Consider the following 15689-nt stretch of genomic DNA (forward strand, 5'->3'; position numbering starts at 1 on the left):
CTTCGGCCTGGTCATGGTCGAGGCGATGGCCTGCGGCACCCCGGTGGTGGCCCTGCGCCGCGGCTCGGTGCCCGAGGTGGTCGTCGACGGGGTGACCGGCTGGGTCCGAGACGACCTGGCGGAGCTGCCCGAGGCGATCGACAGGGCGCACCTGCTCGACCCGAAGGCATGCCGCAAGCACGTCGCGGCCCGGTTCGACCTGCCCCGCATGGCCGCCGGGTACGAGGCCGTCTACCGGCGCCTGCTCCGCGCCAGGCGCGCCAGGGCGAGCTGAGGCTGAGGCCGCCGCAAGGGACTGAGGCCTGCCCACGCGAGGCCGGGACGCGCCCACCGAGGGACTGGCGCCCCGCCCGCCCACGCGAGGCCGGGGACGCGCCCGCCCAGGGACTGGCGCCCCGCCCACGCAAGGTCAGGGACGTGCCCGCCCGGGTGCCGGTGGCTCAGGCACGACCTGGTTGGCGAGCACGCCGACGCCCTCCACCTCGACCTCGACCCGGTCGCCGACCGCGAGCGGGCCCACGCCGGCCGGGGTACCGGTGAGGACCACGTCGCCGGGCAGCAGCGTCATCACCGAGGAGATGAAGGCGAGCAGGCTGGCCACGCCCCGCTCCATCAGCGACGTGCGGCTCGACTGGCGCGGCTCGTCGTTGACCAGGGTGCGCAGGGCCAGGTCGCTCGAGTCCAGGTCGGTCTCGATCCACGGGCCGAGCGGGCAGAACGTGTCGAACCCCTTGGCCCGCGTCCACTGCCCGTCGGCGGTCTGCAGGTTGCGCGCGGTCACGTCGTTGGCGCAGGTGAAGCCGAGCACTCCCTGGAGCGCGTCCGCCTCCCGCAGGCGGCGGCCGACCTTGCCGACGATCACCGCCAGCTCGCCCTCGAAGTCGACTCGGTCCACGCCGCCCGGGTACACGATCGGGTCGTCCGGCCCGATCACCGCGGTCGACGGCTTGAGGAAGATGATCGGGGCGGACGGGACCTCGTTGCCCAGCTCCCGGGCGTGGGCCGCGTAGTTGCGGCCCACGCCGACCACCTTGGTCGGCAGCACCGGCGCGAGCAGCTTGGCGGCGCCGGCCGGGACCCGCTTGCCGGTGTAGTGGAACGGCCCGAACGGGTGCGGGCTGATCGGCTCGATCTCCTCCCCTTCCAGGATCCCGAACTCGACCTGGTCGTCATGGCTGTAGCGGACGATTCGCATCGACCTCTCCTGCGCGCTCGTAGTCGGCCACCGGCCGGGCCGCTGCTCCGGGCGGCCCGTTGCATCCTGCCTCCCCTGGCTCGCCGGCCGTCAATCGAGCAGGCCCAGGACCCGCTCCAGCCCGCGCGGCCGGCCGGGGTGGACCGGGGGGAGCAGCAGGCAGGCGAGCCCGGCGCCGACCGCACCGCCGTCGGTGAGCGGGTTGTCGCCCACCATCACGGTCGCCTCCGGCGCCACGCCAAGCTCCGCACAGGCCGTCTCGAACAGCACCCGGGCCGGCTTGGCCGCCCCGTGCTCGTACGACAGCACGAACGACCCGACCAGGTCGAGCAGCCCGCAGCGCTCGAAGAACGGCCGCAGGTCGAAGCCGACGTCGCTCACCACCCCGACCGGCACCTCCCGTTCGGCCAGAGCTTCGAGGGTGGGGGCGGCGTCGGGGAACGGCGACCAGTGGTCAGGTCCGATCTCCCGCTCGTACAACGCCCCGGCCAGGCCCTCGGCAAGCGCCTCGGCCGGCCGGTACAGGTCGGTCCAGGCCGAGCGGTGCGCCTCCGGCGACAGGTCGCGGCCCCTGGCCAGCTCCTCAGGGGTCCGGGCCCGGGCCTGGATGTCGCTCCACAGGGTCGCCGCGACCGCCCCGTCCACCCGGACACCAAGCTCCCGGGCCGCGTCGACGATCGCCCCGCTGCCACCGCGCCGCTCGAACAGGGTGTCACCCACGTCGAACAGCACGGCCCGGAGCGGTTGCATGCCGCCCAGTATGCCGGACCACCCCGCGGGCTACGCCCGCAGCAGCAGGGCCTCCATGGTGAGGCCGGTGCCGAAGCCGAGCACCACCACCCACTCCCCCACCCGCGGCACGCCCGAGTCGAGCAGCGACTCCAGGATGAACAGCACGGTCGCCGAGGAGCGGTTGCCGCCGTCGGCCAGCACCTCCCAGGACCGCGCGAGCTGCTCCTCGGCCAGCCCGAGGCGGCGCTGCACCCGCTCGAGGATCTCCGGGCCGCCCGGGTGGACCACCCAGTGGGGCACGTCGCCAGGCTTCAGGCCCCGGTTGGCCAGCAGCTGGTCCACGAGTCCGGCCAGCCCGCGCTCGACCAGCGCAGGCACCCGCGGGGAGAGCGACATGTGGAAGCCGTCGTCGTCGACCGTCCAGCCCATGCGGTTCTCGGTCCCGGGCACGGTCACCGTGCGGGCGCCAAGGATCGCCGGGCCGGGCCCGTCCACGCCGACCACCGCGGCGCCTGCCCCGTCGCCGAACAGTGCCTGCGAGACCGCGTCCTCCCGGCTCCGAGCCGGCTGAAGGTGCAGGCTGCACAGCTCGACGCAGGCGACCAGGGCCTGGTCGCCGGACGCCCCGGCCAGGGCGGCCGCCGTCCGCAGCGCGGGCAGCGCCGCGTAGCAGCCCATGTGCCCGATCGCGAGCCGGCGCACGTTCGGGCCGAGCCCGAGGTCGGCGGCCAGGTGCACGTCCAGGCCGGGACCTGCGTAGCCGGTGCAGGAGACCGCGAGCAGGTCGCCGACGCCGGCCAGGGCCTCCGGCCCGAGCCGGCCCAGGGCGCGCCGGGCGGCTTCGGCGCCGAGCCGGCGGGCGGCTGGCGGGAACGCCCGCATCCGGTCCGCGGTCGTCGGCATGTTCGCGTAGAACGCGTCGACGTCGATGACGGCGGCCCGCCGTTCCACCCCGCTGGCCTCGAACACCTCCGCCCACGCCGGGTCCCAGCCGGGCAGCCGGGCGAAGAACGCGTCGACGATGTCGGCCTGCTTGTAGACGTGCTCGGGCACCACGGTGCCGACAGCCTGCAGCCGCGCGGTCACGGAGCGCTCACTCCGGGTGGGTGCCCGCCCGCGTGCGCCTTGCGGTCGTGGCCTCGGTGCCCACCCGCGGGCGCCTTGCGGTAGTGGCCGAGGTAGGAGGCGCGCCGGTCGCGGCCGGTGGCGAACTCGGGCAGCGGGAGGCTGCGCCGGGTCAGGCCGCGGACGATGTCGGCCGGCCCGATCCGGGGAGCCAGCCCGGCGGTGGCCACCGCCTCGAAGCCGGCCCGGGTGAGCAGGCGGTCGAGCTCCCGGGGGCGGATGAACAGTCGCCAGTCGTGCGTGCCTCTGGGCACGAAGCCGAGCAGCCGCTCGGCCCCGAACAGGGCGGTGAACCAGGCCCAGGCGGTGCGGTTGATGGTGTCGAACAGGAAGCTCCCGCCCGGGCGGAGCACCCTGGCAACCTCCTCCACCACGGCGGGCAGGTCCGGGATGTGCTCGAGGACGTCGGCGGCCACCACCGCGTCGAAGCTGCCGGAGGCGAACGGCAGCCGCTCCATCCGCCCAGCGGCCGGCCGGAAGCCGTCCGGCACCGCCCGGCGCGCCACCAGCAGGCAGGCGGGTGACAGGTCCAGGCCGGTCACGACCGCCCCCGCCTCGGCCAGGCCCTTGGCGACCAGGCCGCCGCCGCAGCCGGCGTCGAGCACCTGGCGCCCGTCCGGGTCGCCCAGCTCGCGCAGGTAGAACTCGAGGCGCGGCCCGTTCATGGCGTGCAGCAGCCCGGCCGGGCCGTTGGGGTTCCACCACAGCTCGTGGAACTCGGCGTAGTGCTCGAGGTCGATCTCGTACCGGGCCGGCGGCACCGGGCGGGTCCGGTCGATCGTCCTCACGGAAGGGCTCCTCGCTCGCCTGAAGCGGGTGAGCCACCGCCGAGCTCGACCCGGCCCACCCATTGCAGGGTGGCGTCGTGGGAGGGCGGCAGCAGCAGTCCGGCGTGCGCGTCGCGCAGCAGCCGCTCGACGGGCCCGGACCGCAGGTACGCGGTGCCTCCGGCGGTCCGCAGGGCGAGCGAGCAGACGTGCACCGCCGCCTGGCAGACGAACAGCTTGGCGGCTGCCATCTCGCCGTAGTGGGCGACCGGGTCGGGGTTGGGCGCCCGGCCCACCGCCGCGTAGAGGGTCGCCCGGGCCGCGTCGAGGTGCATGCGCATCTCCCCGACCGCCTGCTGGACCCCGGGCAGCTCCGACAGGGTCTGGGCCAGCCCCTCGTTGCGCCGCCTGGGCAGGCCGTGCACGACATGCCGGTAGGACGCCTCGGCCGCGCCCAGGAACACGCTCGCGAACGACGGCCAGGACCAGTGCGAGCCGGTCAGGAAGCTGGCCGCCACCGCGAAGCCCTGATCCACCACGTGCTCGTCGGGGATGAACAGGTCGTCGATGGCGAGCACGTGGCTGCCGGTGGCCCGCATGCCCATCGCCTTCCAGTCCCCCACCACCCGTACGCCCTTGTCGGGCTTGGGGACCAGGAAGCCGATCGGCTCCCGGCCGGTCTCGGTCTCGACCGCGGCGGACAGGAACAGGTGGGTGGCCCGCGGGTACCCGGTGAAGAACGTCTTCATCCCCGACAGCCGGTAGCCGCCGTCCACCCGCACCGCGGTCGACGCCTGGTACCACCAGTTCCCCCCGGACTCTGGCTCGGAGAACCCGCCCGCCAGCATCGCACCGTCGCTGGCGACCAGCTTGAGGAACGGCTCGACCCTGTCCCGCAGCCCCTCGGCGAGGATCCCGACCCCGTGCAGGTGCATGTTCACCGCCAGCGCGGTGGCCGGTGAGCCCTCGGCAAGCCGGCTCTGTGCGGCGACCAGGTCGAGGGCGCTCGCACCGAGGCCGCCCAGCTCGCGCGGGACCGTGATGGCGGTGTAGCCGCTGGCCACGAGCTCGTCGACGTCCTCGTGGGCGAACGCATCGGCCTCGTCGTAGCGGGCGGCCCGTTCGGCCAGGGCCGGCACCAGCCGCGCCGCGAGGTCGACGACCTCATGCCGGGGGGCTGCTGGACGGTCGGACTGGTCCATTGGCGTTGGCTCCTCTGCGCTCCCGACGGCCGGTCAGGCGGATCCGGCCAGCCCTCCACGAATCAGCCGCGAACGCCTCGCCTCCTCGTCGGGCCCTGCCCGGCCCGCGAACCTGGACCGGCGTGCCGGCTGGCCGTCCAACCGCGAGGCAGCGGCGGTCAGAGGCCGAGAGACACGAGGTCCGATCTTACCGGTCTCCGGCACCAGTGCACGTCATGGCGCATCCAGGAGCTCCGCACAGGTCACGGCGGCGACCGGCCAGGTCAGCGGCGTGCCTGGTTCGAGCCGCTCGACGTAGGCGGAGCGTGAACGAGCGCCGCGCCACGCCGCCGTTCGCTGCTCGGGCCAGCCAGGGCGCTCGCAGCCGCGGCGCGCAGCCGGCGCGGCCGGCTCGCGGCCGGCCTGGGCATGTTCCTGGTGACGTTCGGGATCCTGGGGTTCGTGGTGGGCGGCGTCCATCCGCTGCTGGGGGCCCGCGGCGGCATGCTCCTCGCCTTCCGGGTCGACGCCGCGCAGAGCATCATCCACCTGGTGCTTGGCGCGCTGCTGTTGCAGGCGGCCAGGACCGGTGCCGCGGTCAGGCCCGCACCATGGCTGCTGGCCGGGTCGGTCTGCGCGACGATCGCCTTGCGGGGCCTGCTCGGCCCGGAGGGCGCGCCGCTCGTCCCGCTCGCCGCCAACGTGCCGGACGGCGTGCTCCACGCGGCCGTCGCCGTGCTCGCGCTGCTCGCCGCCGTGGCCGTACCGCGCACAGGCGAGGCAGGCCGCGACGTCCCCGGGCAGCCGCCTGGACGGGGTGCACCCCGGCCCGCCCGGGGGCAGACCGCAAGCGGTGTGGCATCCAGCTCGCCGCCGTGACCGGCGAGCACGACTTGGCGACACCCTCGAGCCGGCTGCGCTTCTGGATGCACGGACCGAGGCGACGGTCACGCGCGGGCTGGCGGTCCGTCGTCTACCGGGCCGAGTGCCGCTGGCGGAGGCGGGCCATGGCGCCCCAGGTCAGCCAGGTGCACCAGAACGCGAGCAGCACCATGAACGCGTGGAGCAAGGCGCGGCCGGAATGGCCTCGCCCGGCCGAGAGGCCGCTGAGCGCGGCGGCCGCGACCGACTCGCCCAGCCAGCAGGCCGACAGCCTGCGGAGCACCTTGGCCACCGGACCGGCGAGGTCGTCCGGGAGCACGCCGGCCTGGACGTGGGTGACCAGCACCGAGGTCCACGGGGCCAGGATGAAGAACGGTCCCCACAGCAGCAGCGACGCCTCGGCCAAGGCGACGTTGCCGGCGGCCAGGCCGAACACCTCGAGCGGGGTGAGCACCAGGCCGGCGGCGGTCTGCACCCACAGCCACGTCCAGCGCCCACGCGGGACCGAGCCCCGCAGGTACTGCAGGACGCTCATCGCGCACCCGGCCGGTCCGCCCCTGTCATCACCGCCAAGCATACTGGCCGGACGGGTGTCGAGCCGTCACCGCGGGTTCGCAAGAACGTCCCGTGCCTGGCGCGCGCGACTCGGCTACGGTAGGGGACGATGGACGGAGATGGCGCGCGCTCAGCGGACGGAACCCGTGACGACCAGAGGACCCACCCCGGCCGGTACCGGGGGCTCCTCGTGGACTTCGGCGGGGTGCTGACGAGCAGCGTGATCGGGTCGTTCCAAGCGTTCTGCGAGAGCGAGGGGCTGGCCGCGGACGCCATCTTCGAACGCCTGGTCGCCGATCCCGTCGCACGGAAGCTGGTCGTCGACCTCGAGTGCGGGCGGATCGACGAGGCGGCGTTCGAGCCGGGCCTGGCCACCGCCCTCGGCGTGCAGGCGAACGGCCTGATCGACCGGCTGTTCGCCGGTATGCTCCCGGAACCGGAGATGCCGGGTGTGGTGCTCGCGGCCAGGCGCGCGGGGATCCGCACCGGCCTGCTCTCCAACTCGTGGGGGGCCGGCCGCTACGACCGCGACCGGTTCGGCGAGCTGTTCGACGGCGTGGTCATCTCCGGAGAGGTCGGGCTGCGCAAGCCCGACCCGGCCATCTACGCCCTGGGCGCCCGGTCGATCGGCGTGGAGCCGGATGCCTGCGTCTTCGTGGACGACTTCCCCCACAACCTCGAGCCGGCGCGGACGCTCGGCATGGCCACCGTCCATCACACCGACCCGGCGCGGACCGCGGCAGCCCTGGAGATCCTGCTCGGCGTCCCGCTCCGGTCGTGACCCGGTGGCGGGCCGGCGTCGACGGCAGCGCCCGGGGACGGCCGGGTCCTCGGGCTGCTGCGGCGCGCCGCCGGGACCGCCCCGGCCGGGGACATCCCGCCGGGACACCCGCCCAGGAACCTCCGGGGCGACGGACCGGCCCGCCGGAAACACGCGCCCACCGACCGGGTCACCGAATCTCCCGTGACCTACTTGGGCGAACCTGCTCAAATACGAAGATGGACGCGTATGGACCGGGGACCTACGGCGACCAGGTGGCCGACGTCTACGACGAGTGGCACGGAGACCTGCCCGACACGCAGGCCTGCGTCGAGCGGCTGGCCAAGCTGGCCGGCCCCGGGCCCGCCCTCGAGCTGGCCATCGGCACCGGCCGGGTCGCGCTGCCGCTGGCCGCCGCAGGCGTCGAGGTCCACGGCATCGACGCCAGCGAGCGCATGGTGGAGCGACTGCGAGCCAAGCCCGGGGGCCGGGACATCCCGGTCACGATGGGCGACTTCGCCGAGGTCGCCGTCGAGGGCTCGTACCGGCTCGTGTTCCTGGTCTACAACACCCTGTTCATGCTGCTGTCGCAGGACGCCCAGGTCGCCTGCTTCGCCAACGTTGCTGCCCGGCTCGCCCCGGGCGGGGTGTTCGTGGTCGAGGCGTTCGTGCCCGACCTCGGGCGCTTCAGGCGGGGACAGGCGGTGTCGGTGGGGCAGCTCGGCACCGAGAAGGTCCGGCTCGACCTTGCCGTCCACGATCCGGTCGCGCAGCGGATCGACTCCCAGATCGTGCTGGTGTGGCCGGAGGGGATGCGGCTGCAGCCCACGTTCCTTCGCTATGCCTGGCCGGCCGAGCTGGACCTGATGGCCCGCCTGGCCGGCCTCCGCCTCCGCGACCGCTGGGCGGGCTGGCGGCGGGAGCCGTTCACGGCGTCCGCCGAGAAGCACGTGAGCGTCTACGAACGGTCGCCCTGACCGCCGGCGACATCATGCCCTTGGTCCGGGGGCTTGGCCAACGCAACACCGCCTCCAGCTCGCCCCATGGGGTCCACCTGGACCTCGTCCAGTCCCGGGTTGTCCACGCCTGGGAACTACGGGCCCGTAGGGAGAAGGAACTCAGATGAGCGCAGGCCACGGTAGCTTGGCGCGAGGCCCCGAGCAGAGGAGGCGGTCGTGGGCGGGACCCTGGAGCTGGCCGACTACCGGGAGCGGGTCGCCCGGCTCTACCTGGCCGAGCCGTCGGAGGGGGAGGCCGGGTTGGCGGCGTTCCGGCGCGGCCGCGACCGCCTGTTCCTCGAGCACCCCCAGTCGCCGCTCACCGTCGAGCAGCGCGAGGCCGTGCCCGGCCTGCCGTACTTCCCGTACGAGCCAGACGCCTGGCTGGTCTCCCGGCTCGGCCCGGTCGACGAGGGCGACGAGCTGGTGATCGACACCGGGAGCGAGGACGGGGTGGTGCGGTACCGCCGGGTCGGGCGCTTGGCCACGCCCTACGGCGGCCTCACCTTGTTCTGGACGCTCGGCTATGGGGGCGGCCTGTTCCTGCCGTTCCGGGACGCGACCGCCGGCCAGGAGACCTACGGGGCCGGACGCTACCTGACCGACACGATCAAGGGCACCTTCGGCCGCGGTCTCGCGGTCGACGGCGATCGCGTGGTGCTCGACTTCAACTACGCCTACAACCCTTCGTGCGCCTACAACCCGCGCTGGGCCTGCCCGCTGCCTCCGCCCGAGAACCGCCTGGACGCGCCGGTCCGGGCCGGGGAACTGGTCTTCCCCCATCCCGCGGGCCTCGATCGCCATCACGGTTGAGGCTGCCTCGCTGATCGTGATCCACCGCGATGCGCGCGTGTACCAGTGGGAGACGCTGGCGTCAGTTCCTCTTGGCGGACGGTGACGCAACCATGACGCAGGCAGGTTCGCGCTGGCTCATCAGGGCGCGACTGTGGCGCCGGGCGAGGACCCGCGCCCGATCGGTTGCACCGGCCGGCCTCGGGCAGACCCGGCGAGCGCGGCCAAGGTCAGTGCAACGGCTCGACCCGGTAGCCGAGCTTCTCGAGGTCGGCGACGATCTCATCGCGGTGGATGGAGTTGCGCGTCTCGAGGGTGAGGCGAATCTCGACCTTGGCGACGTCGAGGTCCAGACCAGAGCGGTGGTGCTCCACCTGCAGGACGTTGAGGCCGAGGCGGGCGATCTCAGCGGTGAGGGTGGCCAGGCTGCCCGGCCGGTCGTCGACGATGACGCGCAGGACCACGTAGCGGCCGGCGGCCGACAGGCCGTGGTCGATGAGCTTGATGAGCAGGAGCGGGTCGACGTTGCCGCCGGAGAGCACGGTGACGACCGGCCCGGAGCCGGGCACCTTGCCGCTGAGGACCGCGGCGAGCGTGGCCGACCCGCTGGGCTCGACGACCGCCTTGGCCCGCTCGAGGAGCAGCACGACGGCCTGGCTGATCTCCTCCTCGGTCACCGTGACCATGTCGTCCACGTGCGCCTTGACGTGGGCCAGGGTGAGGGGGCAGGGCGACTTGAGGGCGATCCCGTCGGCCATGGTGGCCAGGCGGTCGAGGCGGACGCAGCGGTCGGCCTCGAGCGAGGCGCGCATGGAGGCGGCGCCGGCCGCTTCCACGCCGACCACCCGCACCTCGGGCCGGAGGCCGGCCAGGGCGGTGGCGATGCCCGAGATCAGGCCGCCGCCGCCGACCGACACGACCACCGTCTCGGCCTCGGGCGCCTCCTCGGCGAGCTCCAGCCCGACCGTGCCCTGGCCGGCGATGATCAGCGGGTCGTCGAACGGGGGCACGAACACGGCGCCCCGCTCCGCCGCGAACCGCTTCGCCCGCTCGATGCAGTCGTCGACCGCGTCGCCCCCGATCACCACCTCGGCGCCGTACGACTTGGTCGCCTCGACCTTGGGCAGGGGCGCGGAGGCGGGCATGAAGATGGTGGCATGGTGGCCGGTGAGCGAGGCGGCCAGGGCCACCCCCTGGGCGTGGTTGCCGGCCGAGCCGGCCACCACCGCGCAGCCCGGGTCGAGGCGGGAGATGCGGTTGTAGGCGCCGCGGATCTTGAACGAGCCGGTGCGTTGCAGGTGCTCAGGCTTGAGCAGGATCAGCCGGCCAGCGAGCCGGCTCAGCGTCTCTGAGCGGTCGACCGGCGTGGGGCGCAGGACGCCGGCCACCCGCCGGCCTGCCTCCTGGACCTCCTCCAGGGTGACCAGGACGGGGTCGCTTCCCGCCGGGCTGTGCTCCGGTGCACGCGATCGCATGCCCTGACGATAGCCGCTCGGACGGGCCGGCGCACCGGCCGAGCTCGGACGGGCCGGCGACCGCACTGGCAGTGCCCGACCATCGCGTTCGGCGGCGGCCGCGGCCAGCTCCCCGGGCAGGGCCCGGGGGCGGGTCAGCCGGTGGCCACCACCACCTCGACGCGGCGGTTGCGCTGCCGGCCGGCCGGGTCGTCGGTGCCGTCGACGCGCTGGTTGGGCGCGACCGGGCGGGTCTCGCCGAAGCCCGACGCGTCCAGGCGGCGCGGGTCGATCCCGCGAGCGGCGAGGGCGGCGGCGACCGCCTCGGCCCGGCGCTCGGACAGCCGCTGGTTGTACTCGGGCGCGCCCCGGCTGTCGGTATGCCCGCCGATCTTCACCGGGGCCTTGGCGTAGTAGCGGAGGACCCTGGCGATCTTGTCGAGGACGGGCCCGGCGTCGGGCCGGAGCTCGGCCTGGTCGAAGTCGAACAGCACCCGCTCTGGCAGGGTGATGACCACGCCCCGGGTGGTCTGCTCGGCCCCGAGCTCGGTGAGGACCGCGCGCACCTCGCGGAGCTTGGAGCTGGCCACGCCGGCCGACTCGAGCACCGAGACGGGCAGGTCGGTGGTGAACAGCTCCGAGACCGGCCTGGCCGGCGCCGCCGAGGGCGGGGGCGGCGCCGGCCGCGACGGCCCGGTGCAGGCCGCGAGGACGCCCACGGCGAGGGCCGCGGCCAGCAGGAGCGGCCGTCGCAGCACGCTGATGGCTTTACCCTCCTGCGTCATGCCTCCTGAGTCATGGGGTCGCCCCTTGGGGACGCTTCCCGGGCTCATCGCCGCACCTCGTGCCGCGCGCTGCGCTGGATGCGCCCGCCATGCTCATCGCCGCCGCCAGCCGTGCTCATCGCCGCCCGCCATGCTCATCGTCGCACTGGGATGCCGGGCAGCTCGATCTTCGGGTGGGCGGAGTACTTCGGGTCCCCCTGCGAGGTGGAGTTGGCCACCAGGGTGAGCGAGGTGGTCTCGGGGTCGAGCTGCCCGACGAACACGAGCCGGCCACGCAGGGTGGTACCGCGGCGCACGGTCACCGCCCGGTTGTCGCCGGGCGGGGACACGGTGTACCTGGCGCCCCTGTCGTCGACGAGCACGAGGTCGTCGGCGTTGTTCAGGCTGAGGTCGAGCTTGGCACCATTGGTGACCACCACCTCGAGGCTGATCGAGTCTTCGGCGACCGCGATCGCGGTCAGCTTCAGCGACAGCCCGCTCGCGTGCCGGACAGAGCGGTCGAGGGGCGCGGTGAACCCGGTGGCCCGGGTGGACGGGGCCGGGGCGCTCGTGTCGGGCCCGCCCGGGGCGGGCGCCGCCGTGGTCGAGGGCGCCGGGGCGGGGCGCTCACCGGCCTGGCAGGCGGTGCTGGCCAACCCCAGCGCCACGGCGCAGAGCACCATGGCGGACCGACCCCAGCGGACCCGGGCCACGGGCGAGCACCTCCCCGGAGCGACAATGGCAGAGCGACGATTGTCGCGGCCCCACCCAACCTTGCCAACCCGCCGGCACGCCCGGTGCCGGGCTCTGGCTGCGCCAGCGCGGATCGACGCTAGGGGTTCCGCCTGGAGCCGCGCTCGGCGTCGGGAGCAGGCTTGGCCGCCTTGGTGGCATCCCCGCGCTTGGCCGCAACCCGGCGGGCTGTAGCGGCCGCCCGACCGGATGACGCGCGCTGGTTGGAGCCTGCGCGCCGCTTGTGGGAGTGCACGACCTGCTGGACTCGTTGGAAGCTCAAGTCCAGCAGGTCGCCAGCATCGCGGAGTCCCATGCCCAGCTCGTCGACCAGGACATGTGCGGCCTCCTCGGTGCTCCGACTTGCCTCCTGCTGGTCACGTTCGAGCCGCGCCCGAGCGGCTTTGCACCGCTCGACCGCGGCAGCGACCGCACGGGGCAGCTCGACCCGGTCGGCGATCTCAGCCGTCGCGGCGTCGTCCACCCACAGGCTGAGCGCATCGCGAAGGTTCGAGCGGGCCTGGCGGAGTGTCTCGCCCCAGGTGTGGCAACCCGGCACCTCTGGCACGTGCACCGTCCAGACGCCCGACTCGTCGCGCTCGTAGACCGCCGTGTAGTGACCCTGGCCAACCTCAAGGCCCCCGCTCATGTCAACCACCTTGCCCTTCCGACGCATGGCGCGAGTTGCCGCTCGATCGCGCGCAGGGTGCCCGGTGGCAGATCCCGTCCGGCATGGACAGGAACAGTGGTTTGGCATGTGTCAAGGCGTATGCGCACGTGCGAGCCTGACTGTCTGAGCACCTCACCACCGAGGTCGCGGATTCTGCGGACCACGTCTTTGCCGGTCATTCTGCCGGTCTAGGAAGCTAGACGCCAGACTGTCCAATCAACTAGACAATCGAGAAGGACAGTGGTCGGAGGCTCAAGACGCTCCGATCTCCAGCCGCGGTTGAAGGGCGGGAAGGCGGACGTTCAGGAAGTAGAGGATGCCGTCGGCCAGGGCTTCCCAGGAGGCGGTGACGATGTCGTCGGAGACGCCGACCGTGGTCCACTCGCCGGCCGGGTCGGCCGAGGTGATGAGCACCCGGGTCACCGCCTTGGTGCCGGCCCGCCCGTCGAGGATGCGCACCTTGTAGTCGACCAGGTGGACGCCTTCCAGCTCGGGGTGGTCGTCGGCCAGCGCACGGCGCAGGGCCTGGTCCAGGGCGTGGACCGGCCCGACCCCCTCCCCTACCGCCACGGTACGGCGGTCCCCGACAGGGGCTCCGGAGGGCTCGAGGTCAGCCCCCTGGTCAGGGAGGAGCAACCGGACGGTCGCCTCGCTCACGTCGGTGCCGTCGGGGCGGCGCTCGACCAGGACCCGGTAGCCCTCGAGCTCGAACGGCGGCCGGAGCTGGCCTGCCTCTCGCCGGACGAGCAGCTCGAAGGAGGCGTCGGCGATCTCGAACGCGTAGCCCCGGTGCTCCAGCTCCTTGACCCGGTCGAGCACCCGGGCGCCCAGGGCGGTGTCGGCCTCGAGGTCGAGCCCGAGCTCCCCCGCCTTGGCCAGCACGTTGCTCCGCCCGGCGAGCTCGCTGACCAGCACCCGCATGCGGTTGCCGACCGCGGCCGGGTCGACGTGGGAGTAGGCATCGGGCCGCCGGGCGATCGCGGAGGCGTGCAGGCCGGCCTTGGTCGCGAAGGCTGACGAGCCGGCGTAGGCCTGGCGCGCGTCGGGCACGAAGTTGGCCAGCTCGGCGATGGCGTGGGCGGTGGTGGTGAGCGCGGCCAGCCGACCCGGTGGCAGCACCTTCCGTCCCTCCTTGAGCTCCAGCCCGGCCACCACCGCGAACAGGTCGGCGTTGCCGCACCGCTCCCCGTAGCCGTTGGCCGCGCCCTGGACCTGGCGGGCCCCGCCGGCGACCGCGACCAGAGAGTTCGCAACGGCGCAGGCCGCGTCGTCGTGGAAGTGCCCGCCCAGCCGGACCCAGGGGAGGGCGCGGGCGACCTCCGCGACCACCTGGGCGACGGTGGTCGGCAGGGTACCGCCGTTGGTGTCGCACAGGGCGACGGTGTCCGCGCCGGCCTCGGCGGCGGCCTGCACCACCGCCAGCGCGTAGGCGGGGTCGGCGGCCCACCCGTCGAAGAAGTGCTCGGCGTCGAACACGACCCGCCGCCCCTCGGCGGCCATGAGCGCGACCGAGTCGGCGACCATGGCCAGGTTCTCGTCCAGGGTGGTGCGCAGCGCCTCGGTGACGTGCAGGGTCCACGACTTGCCGACCAGCGCGACCACGGGCGCGCCCGAGTCGAGCAGGGCCAGCAGGTTGGGGTCGTCATCCACGCCCCGCCCGGGCCGCCGGGTCGCGCCGAAGGCCGACAGCACCGCGTGGCGCAGGCGCAGGTCGCGCACGCGCGTGAAGTACTCGGCGTCCTTGGGGTTGGAGCCCGGCCAGCCCCCTTCGACGACGTCGACGCCGAGGTCGTCGAGGAGCTGGGTGACGCGCAGCTTGTCGGCCACGGTGAAGCTGAGCCCGACCTGCTGGGAGCCGTCGCGCAGGGTCGTGTCGTAGGTCTCCACCCGCTCGGGGTCCCGGGCGGGCGCCGGTACGGAACCCGGGCCGGAGTCGGTCTCGGGGACACGCGGGCCGGAGTCGGTCTCTGGGATGTCGAAGGTCACGGGTAGCCCTCCAGGAGGCAGCGCATGGCCTGTCGCGTCTCAGGCGGCAGGCGGGCCTGTCGTACCACGGGCGACAGGGCAGGGACCGGCGTCGGCGCCGGTACTGGCGGGAGGGGGTGCGGAAGGTCGGGGCTGCGGGCTACTCGACCAACTCGAGCCAGTCGGTGTAGCGCTCGTCCCGGCCGCGGGTGGCGGCGACGAAGACCTCCTGCACCCGGCGGGTAATCGGGCCCGGGTCGCCGAGGACCCGGTCGTCCACCTCCCGGATGGGCACGACCTCGGCGGCCGTCCCGGTGAAGAAGGCCTCGTCGGCCAGGTAGAGGTCGGTGCGCACGAGGTCGGTCTCGTGCACGTCGAGCCCCTCGTCGGCCGCGATGCGCATGATGCTGTCCCTGGTGATGCCGGCCAGGCACCCGGCCGCCAGCGGCGGGGTGCAGAGCGCGCCGTCACGCACGATGAACAGGTTCTCGCCCGAGCCGTCGGTCACGTAGCCGTTGGGGTTGAGCAGGACGCCCTCGTCGTACCCGGCCTTGATCGCCTCGGCCTTGGCCAGCGAGGAGTTCAGGTACTGGCCGGTGGCCTTGGCCGCGGGCGGGATGATGTTCGGGTCGAGCCGCCGCCACGAGCTCATCTTGACCCGCACGCCGGTCTCGAACGCGTCCTCGCCCAGGTAGGCGCCCCACGGCCAGCAGGCGATGGCCATGCGGACCGTGGACACGAGCGGGTTGAGGCCGATCTCGCCGTAGCCGAGGTAGACGATCGGGCGGATGTAGCAGGTCCGGACCCCGTTCATCGCCACCAGGTCCTTGACCACCTTGACCGACCCCTCGAGCGAGATGGGCGGCTCCATGTGGTAGATCTTGGCGCTGCGGAACAGCCGCTTCATGTGGTCGGTGAGCCGGAACACGGCCGAGTTCCCCGACACCGTCTCGTAGGCGCGGATCCCCTCGAACGCCCCCCACCCGTAGTGCAGGGACGGGGTCAGGACGTGGACGCGGGCGGCGTCCCAGTCGACGTACTCGCCGTCCATCCAGATCTTGCTGGTCGCCTCGATCGGCATGGGTTCCTCCCTAAGAGCCAAAGGGCCTCGCGCGCT

Annotated in this window: 18 protein-coding genes; 5 read left to right on the forward strand and 13 right to left on the reverse strand. The window is 73.7% G+C overall.

Annotated elements, in window-relative coordinates; translation table 11 throughout:
• Positions 1–274 (forward strand): glycosyltransferase (locus VG276_15000; protein HEV8650667.1); only part of this gene is annotated, 274 nt, incomplete at its 5' end.
• Positions 275–409: 135 nt separating this feature from the next.
• On the opposite strand, the gene VG276_15005 is transcribed toward VG276_15000, so the two are convergent.
• The 5 genes from VG276_15005 to VG276_15025 form a co-directional block, all read right to left on the reverse strand.
• Positions 410–1195: a fumarylacetoacetate hydrolase family protein gene (locus VG276_15005; GenBank protein ID HEV8650668.1), complete on the reverse strand. Its 786-nt coding sequence runs from the start codon at positions 1193–1195 to the stop codon at positions 410–412.
• Positions 1196–1285: 90 nt separating this feature from the next.
• The gene (locus tag VG276_15010) at positions 1286–1945 is read right to left on the reverse strand and encodes an HAD-IA family hydrolase (GenBank protein ID HEV8650669.1); all 660 of its coding nucleotides are present in this window, start codon (positions 1943–1945) and stop codon (positions 1286–1288) included.
• Between the two features lie 30 nt (positions 1946–1975).
• On the reverse strand, positions 1976–3013 hold the full coding sequence (locus VG276_15015; GenBank protein ID HEV8650670.1) for a type III polyketide synthase: 1038 nt from the start codon (positions 3011–3013) through the stop codon (positions 1976–1978).
• Positions 3010–3840, reverse strand: a complete 831-nt coding sequence (gene ubiG, locus VG276_15020; protein HEV8650671.1) for a bifunctional 2-polyprenyl-6-hydroxyphenol methylase/3-demethylubiquinol 3-O-methyltransferase UbiG — start codon at positions 3838–3840, stop codon at positions 3010–3012. The genes VG276_15015 and ubiG overlap by 4 nt, the downstream gene beginning before the upstream one ends.
• Entirely contained in the window at positions 3837–5021 is a 1185-nt protein-coding gene (locus tag VG276_15025) for an acyl-CoA dehydrogenase family protein (GenBank protein ID HEV8650672.1), read from the reverse strand. The genes ubiG and VG276_15025 overlap by 4 nt, the downstream gene beginning before the upstream one ends.
• Before the next feature lie 402 nt (positions 5022–5423).
• Here VG276_15025 and VG276_15030 point away from each other — a divergent pair, with 402 nt between their 5' ends.
• Positions 5424–5879, forward strand: coding sequence for a DUF4383 domain-containing protein (locus VG276_15030; protein ID HEV8650673.1), 456 nt, complete (start codon positions 5424–5426; stop codon positions 5877–5879).
• A gap of 94 nt (positions 5880–5973) precedes the next feature.
• Here the strand turns inward: VG276_15030 and VG276_15035 are convergent, their stop codons facing one another.
• Complete coding sequence (locus tag VG276_15035; protein ID HEV8650674.1) at positions 5974–6417, reverse strand: hypothetical protein; 444 nt, start codon at positions 6415–6417, stop codon at positions 5974–5976.
• Positions 6418–6546: 129 nt separating this feature from the next.
• Between VG276_15035 and VG276_15040 the strand changes: the two genes are divergently transcribed.
• The 3 genes from VG276_15040 to VG276_15050 all read left to right on the forward strand — a co-directional run bounded on the left by VG276_15040 (position 6547) and on the right by VG276_15050 (position 9008).
• Positions 6547–7218: an HAD family phosphatase gene (locus tag VG276_15040; GenBank protein ID HEV8650675.1), complete on the forward strand. Its 672-nt coding sequence runs from the start codon at positions 6547–6549 to the stop codon at positions 7216–7218.
• A 218-nt stretch (positions 7219–7436) separates the two neighbouring features.
• Positions 7437–8174, forward strand: coding sequence for a methyltransferase domain-containing protein (locus tag VG276_15045; GenBank protein HEV8650676.1), 738 nt, complete (start codon positions 7437–7439; stop codon positions 8172–8174).
• Positions 8175–8372: 198 nt separating this feature from the next.
• A complete protein-coding gene (locus VG276_15050) occupies positions 8373–9008 on the forward strand; it encodes a DUF1684 domain-containing protein (protein HEV8650677.1) in 636 nt (211 codons plus the stop codon).
• A gap of 209 nt (positions 9009–9217) precedes the next feature.
• On the opposite strand, the gene ilvA is transcribed toward VG276_15050, so the two are convergent.
• The 7 genes from ilvA to VG276_15085 form a co-directional block, all read right to left on the reverse strand.
• Positions 9218–10462, reverse strand: coding sequence for a threonine ammonia-lyase (gene ilvA / locus VG276_15055; protein HEV8650678.1), 1245 nt, complete (start codon positions 10460–10462; stop codon positions 9218–9220).
• Positions 10463–10596: 134 nt separating this feature from the next.
• Entirely contained in the window at positions 10597–11226 is a 630-nt protein-coding gene (locus VG276_15060; GenBank protein ID HEV8650679.1) for an OmpA family protein, read from the reverse strand.
• Positions 11227–11360: 134 nt separating this feature from the next.
• The gene (locus VG276_15065) at positions 11361–11918 is read right to left on the reverse strand and encodes a hypothetical protein (protein HEV8650680.1); all 558 of its coding nucleotides are present in this window, start codon (positions 11916–11918) and stop codon (positions 11361–11363) included.
• A 119-nt stretch (positions 11919–12037) separates the two neighbouring features.
• Complete coding sequence (locus VG276_15070; GenBank protein HEV8650681.1) at positions 12038–12586, reverse strand: type II toxin-antitoxin system HicB family antitoxin; 549 nt, start codon at positions 12584–12586, stop codon at positions 12038–12040.
• A complete protein-coding gene (locus VG276_15075; protein ID HEV8650682.1) occupies positions 12583–12786 on the reverse strand; it encodes a type II toxin-antitoxin system HicA family toxin in 204 nt (67 codons plus the stop codon). The genes VG276_15070 and VG276_15075 overlap by 4 nt, the downstream gene beginning before the upstream one ends.
• A gap of 73 nt (positions 12787–12859) precedes the next feature.
• On the reverse strand, positions 12860–14494 hold the full coding sequence (cimA, locus tag VG276_15080; GenBank protein HEV8650683.1) for a citramalate synthase: 1635 nt from the start codon (positions 14492–14494) through the stop codon (positions 12860–12862).
• Between the two features lie 238 nt (positions 14495–14732).
• Entirely contained in the window at positions 14733–15653 is a 921-nt protein-coding gene (locus VG276_15085) for a branched-chain amino acid transaminase (GenBank protein ID HEV8650684.1), read from the reverse strand.
• Positions 15654–15689: the final 36 nt, after the last annotated feature.

The sequence above is a fragment of the Actinomycetes bacterium genome, assembly GCA_036000965.1.
Lineage (GTDB): Bacteria > Actinomycetota > CALGFH01 > CALGFH01 > CALGFH01 > DASYUT01.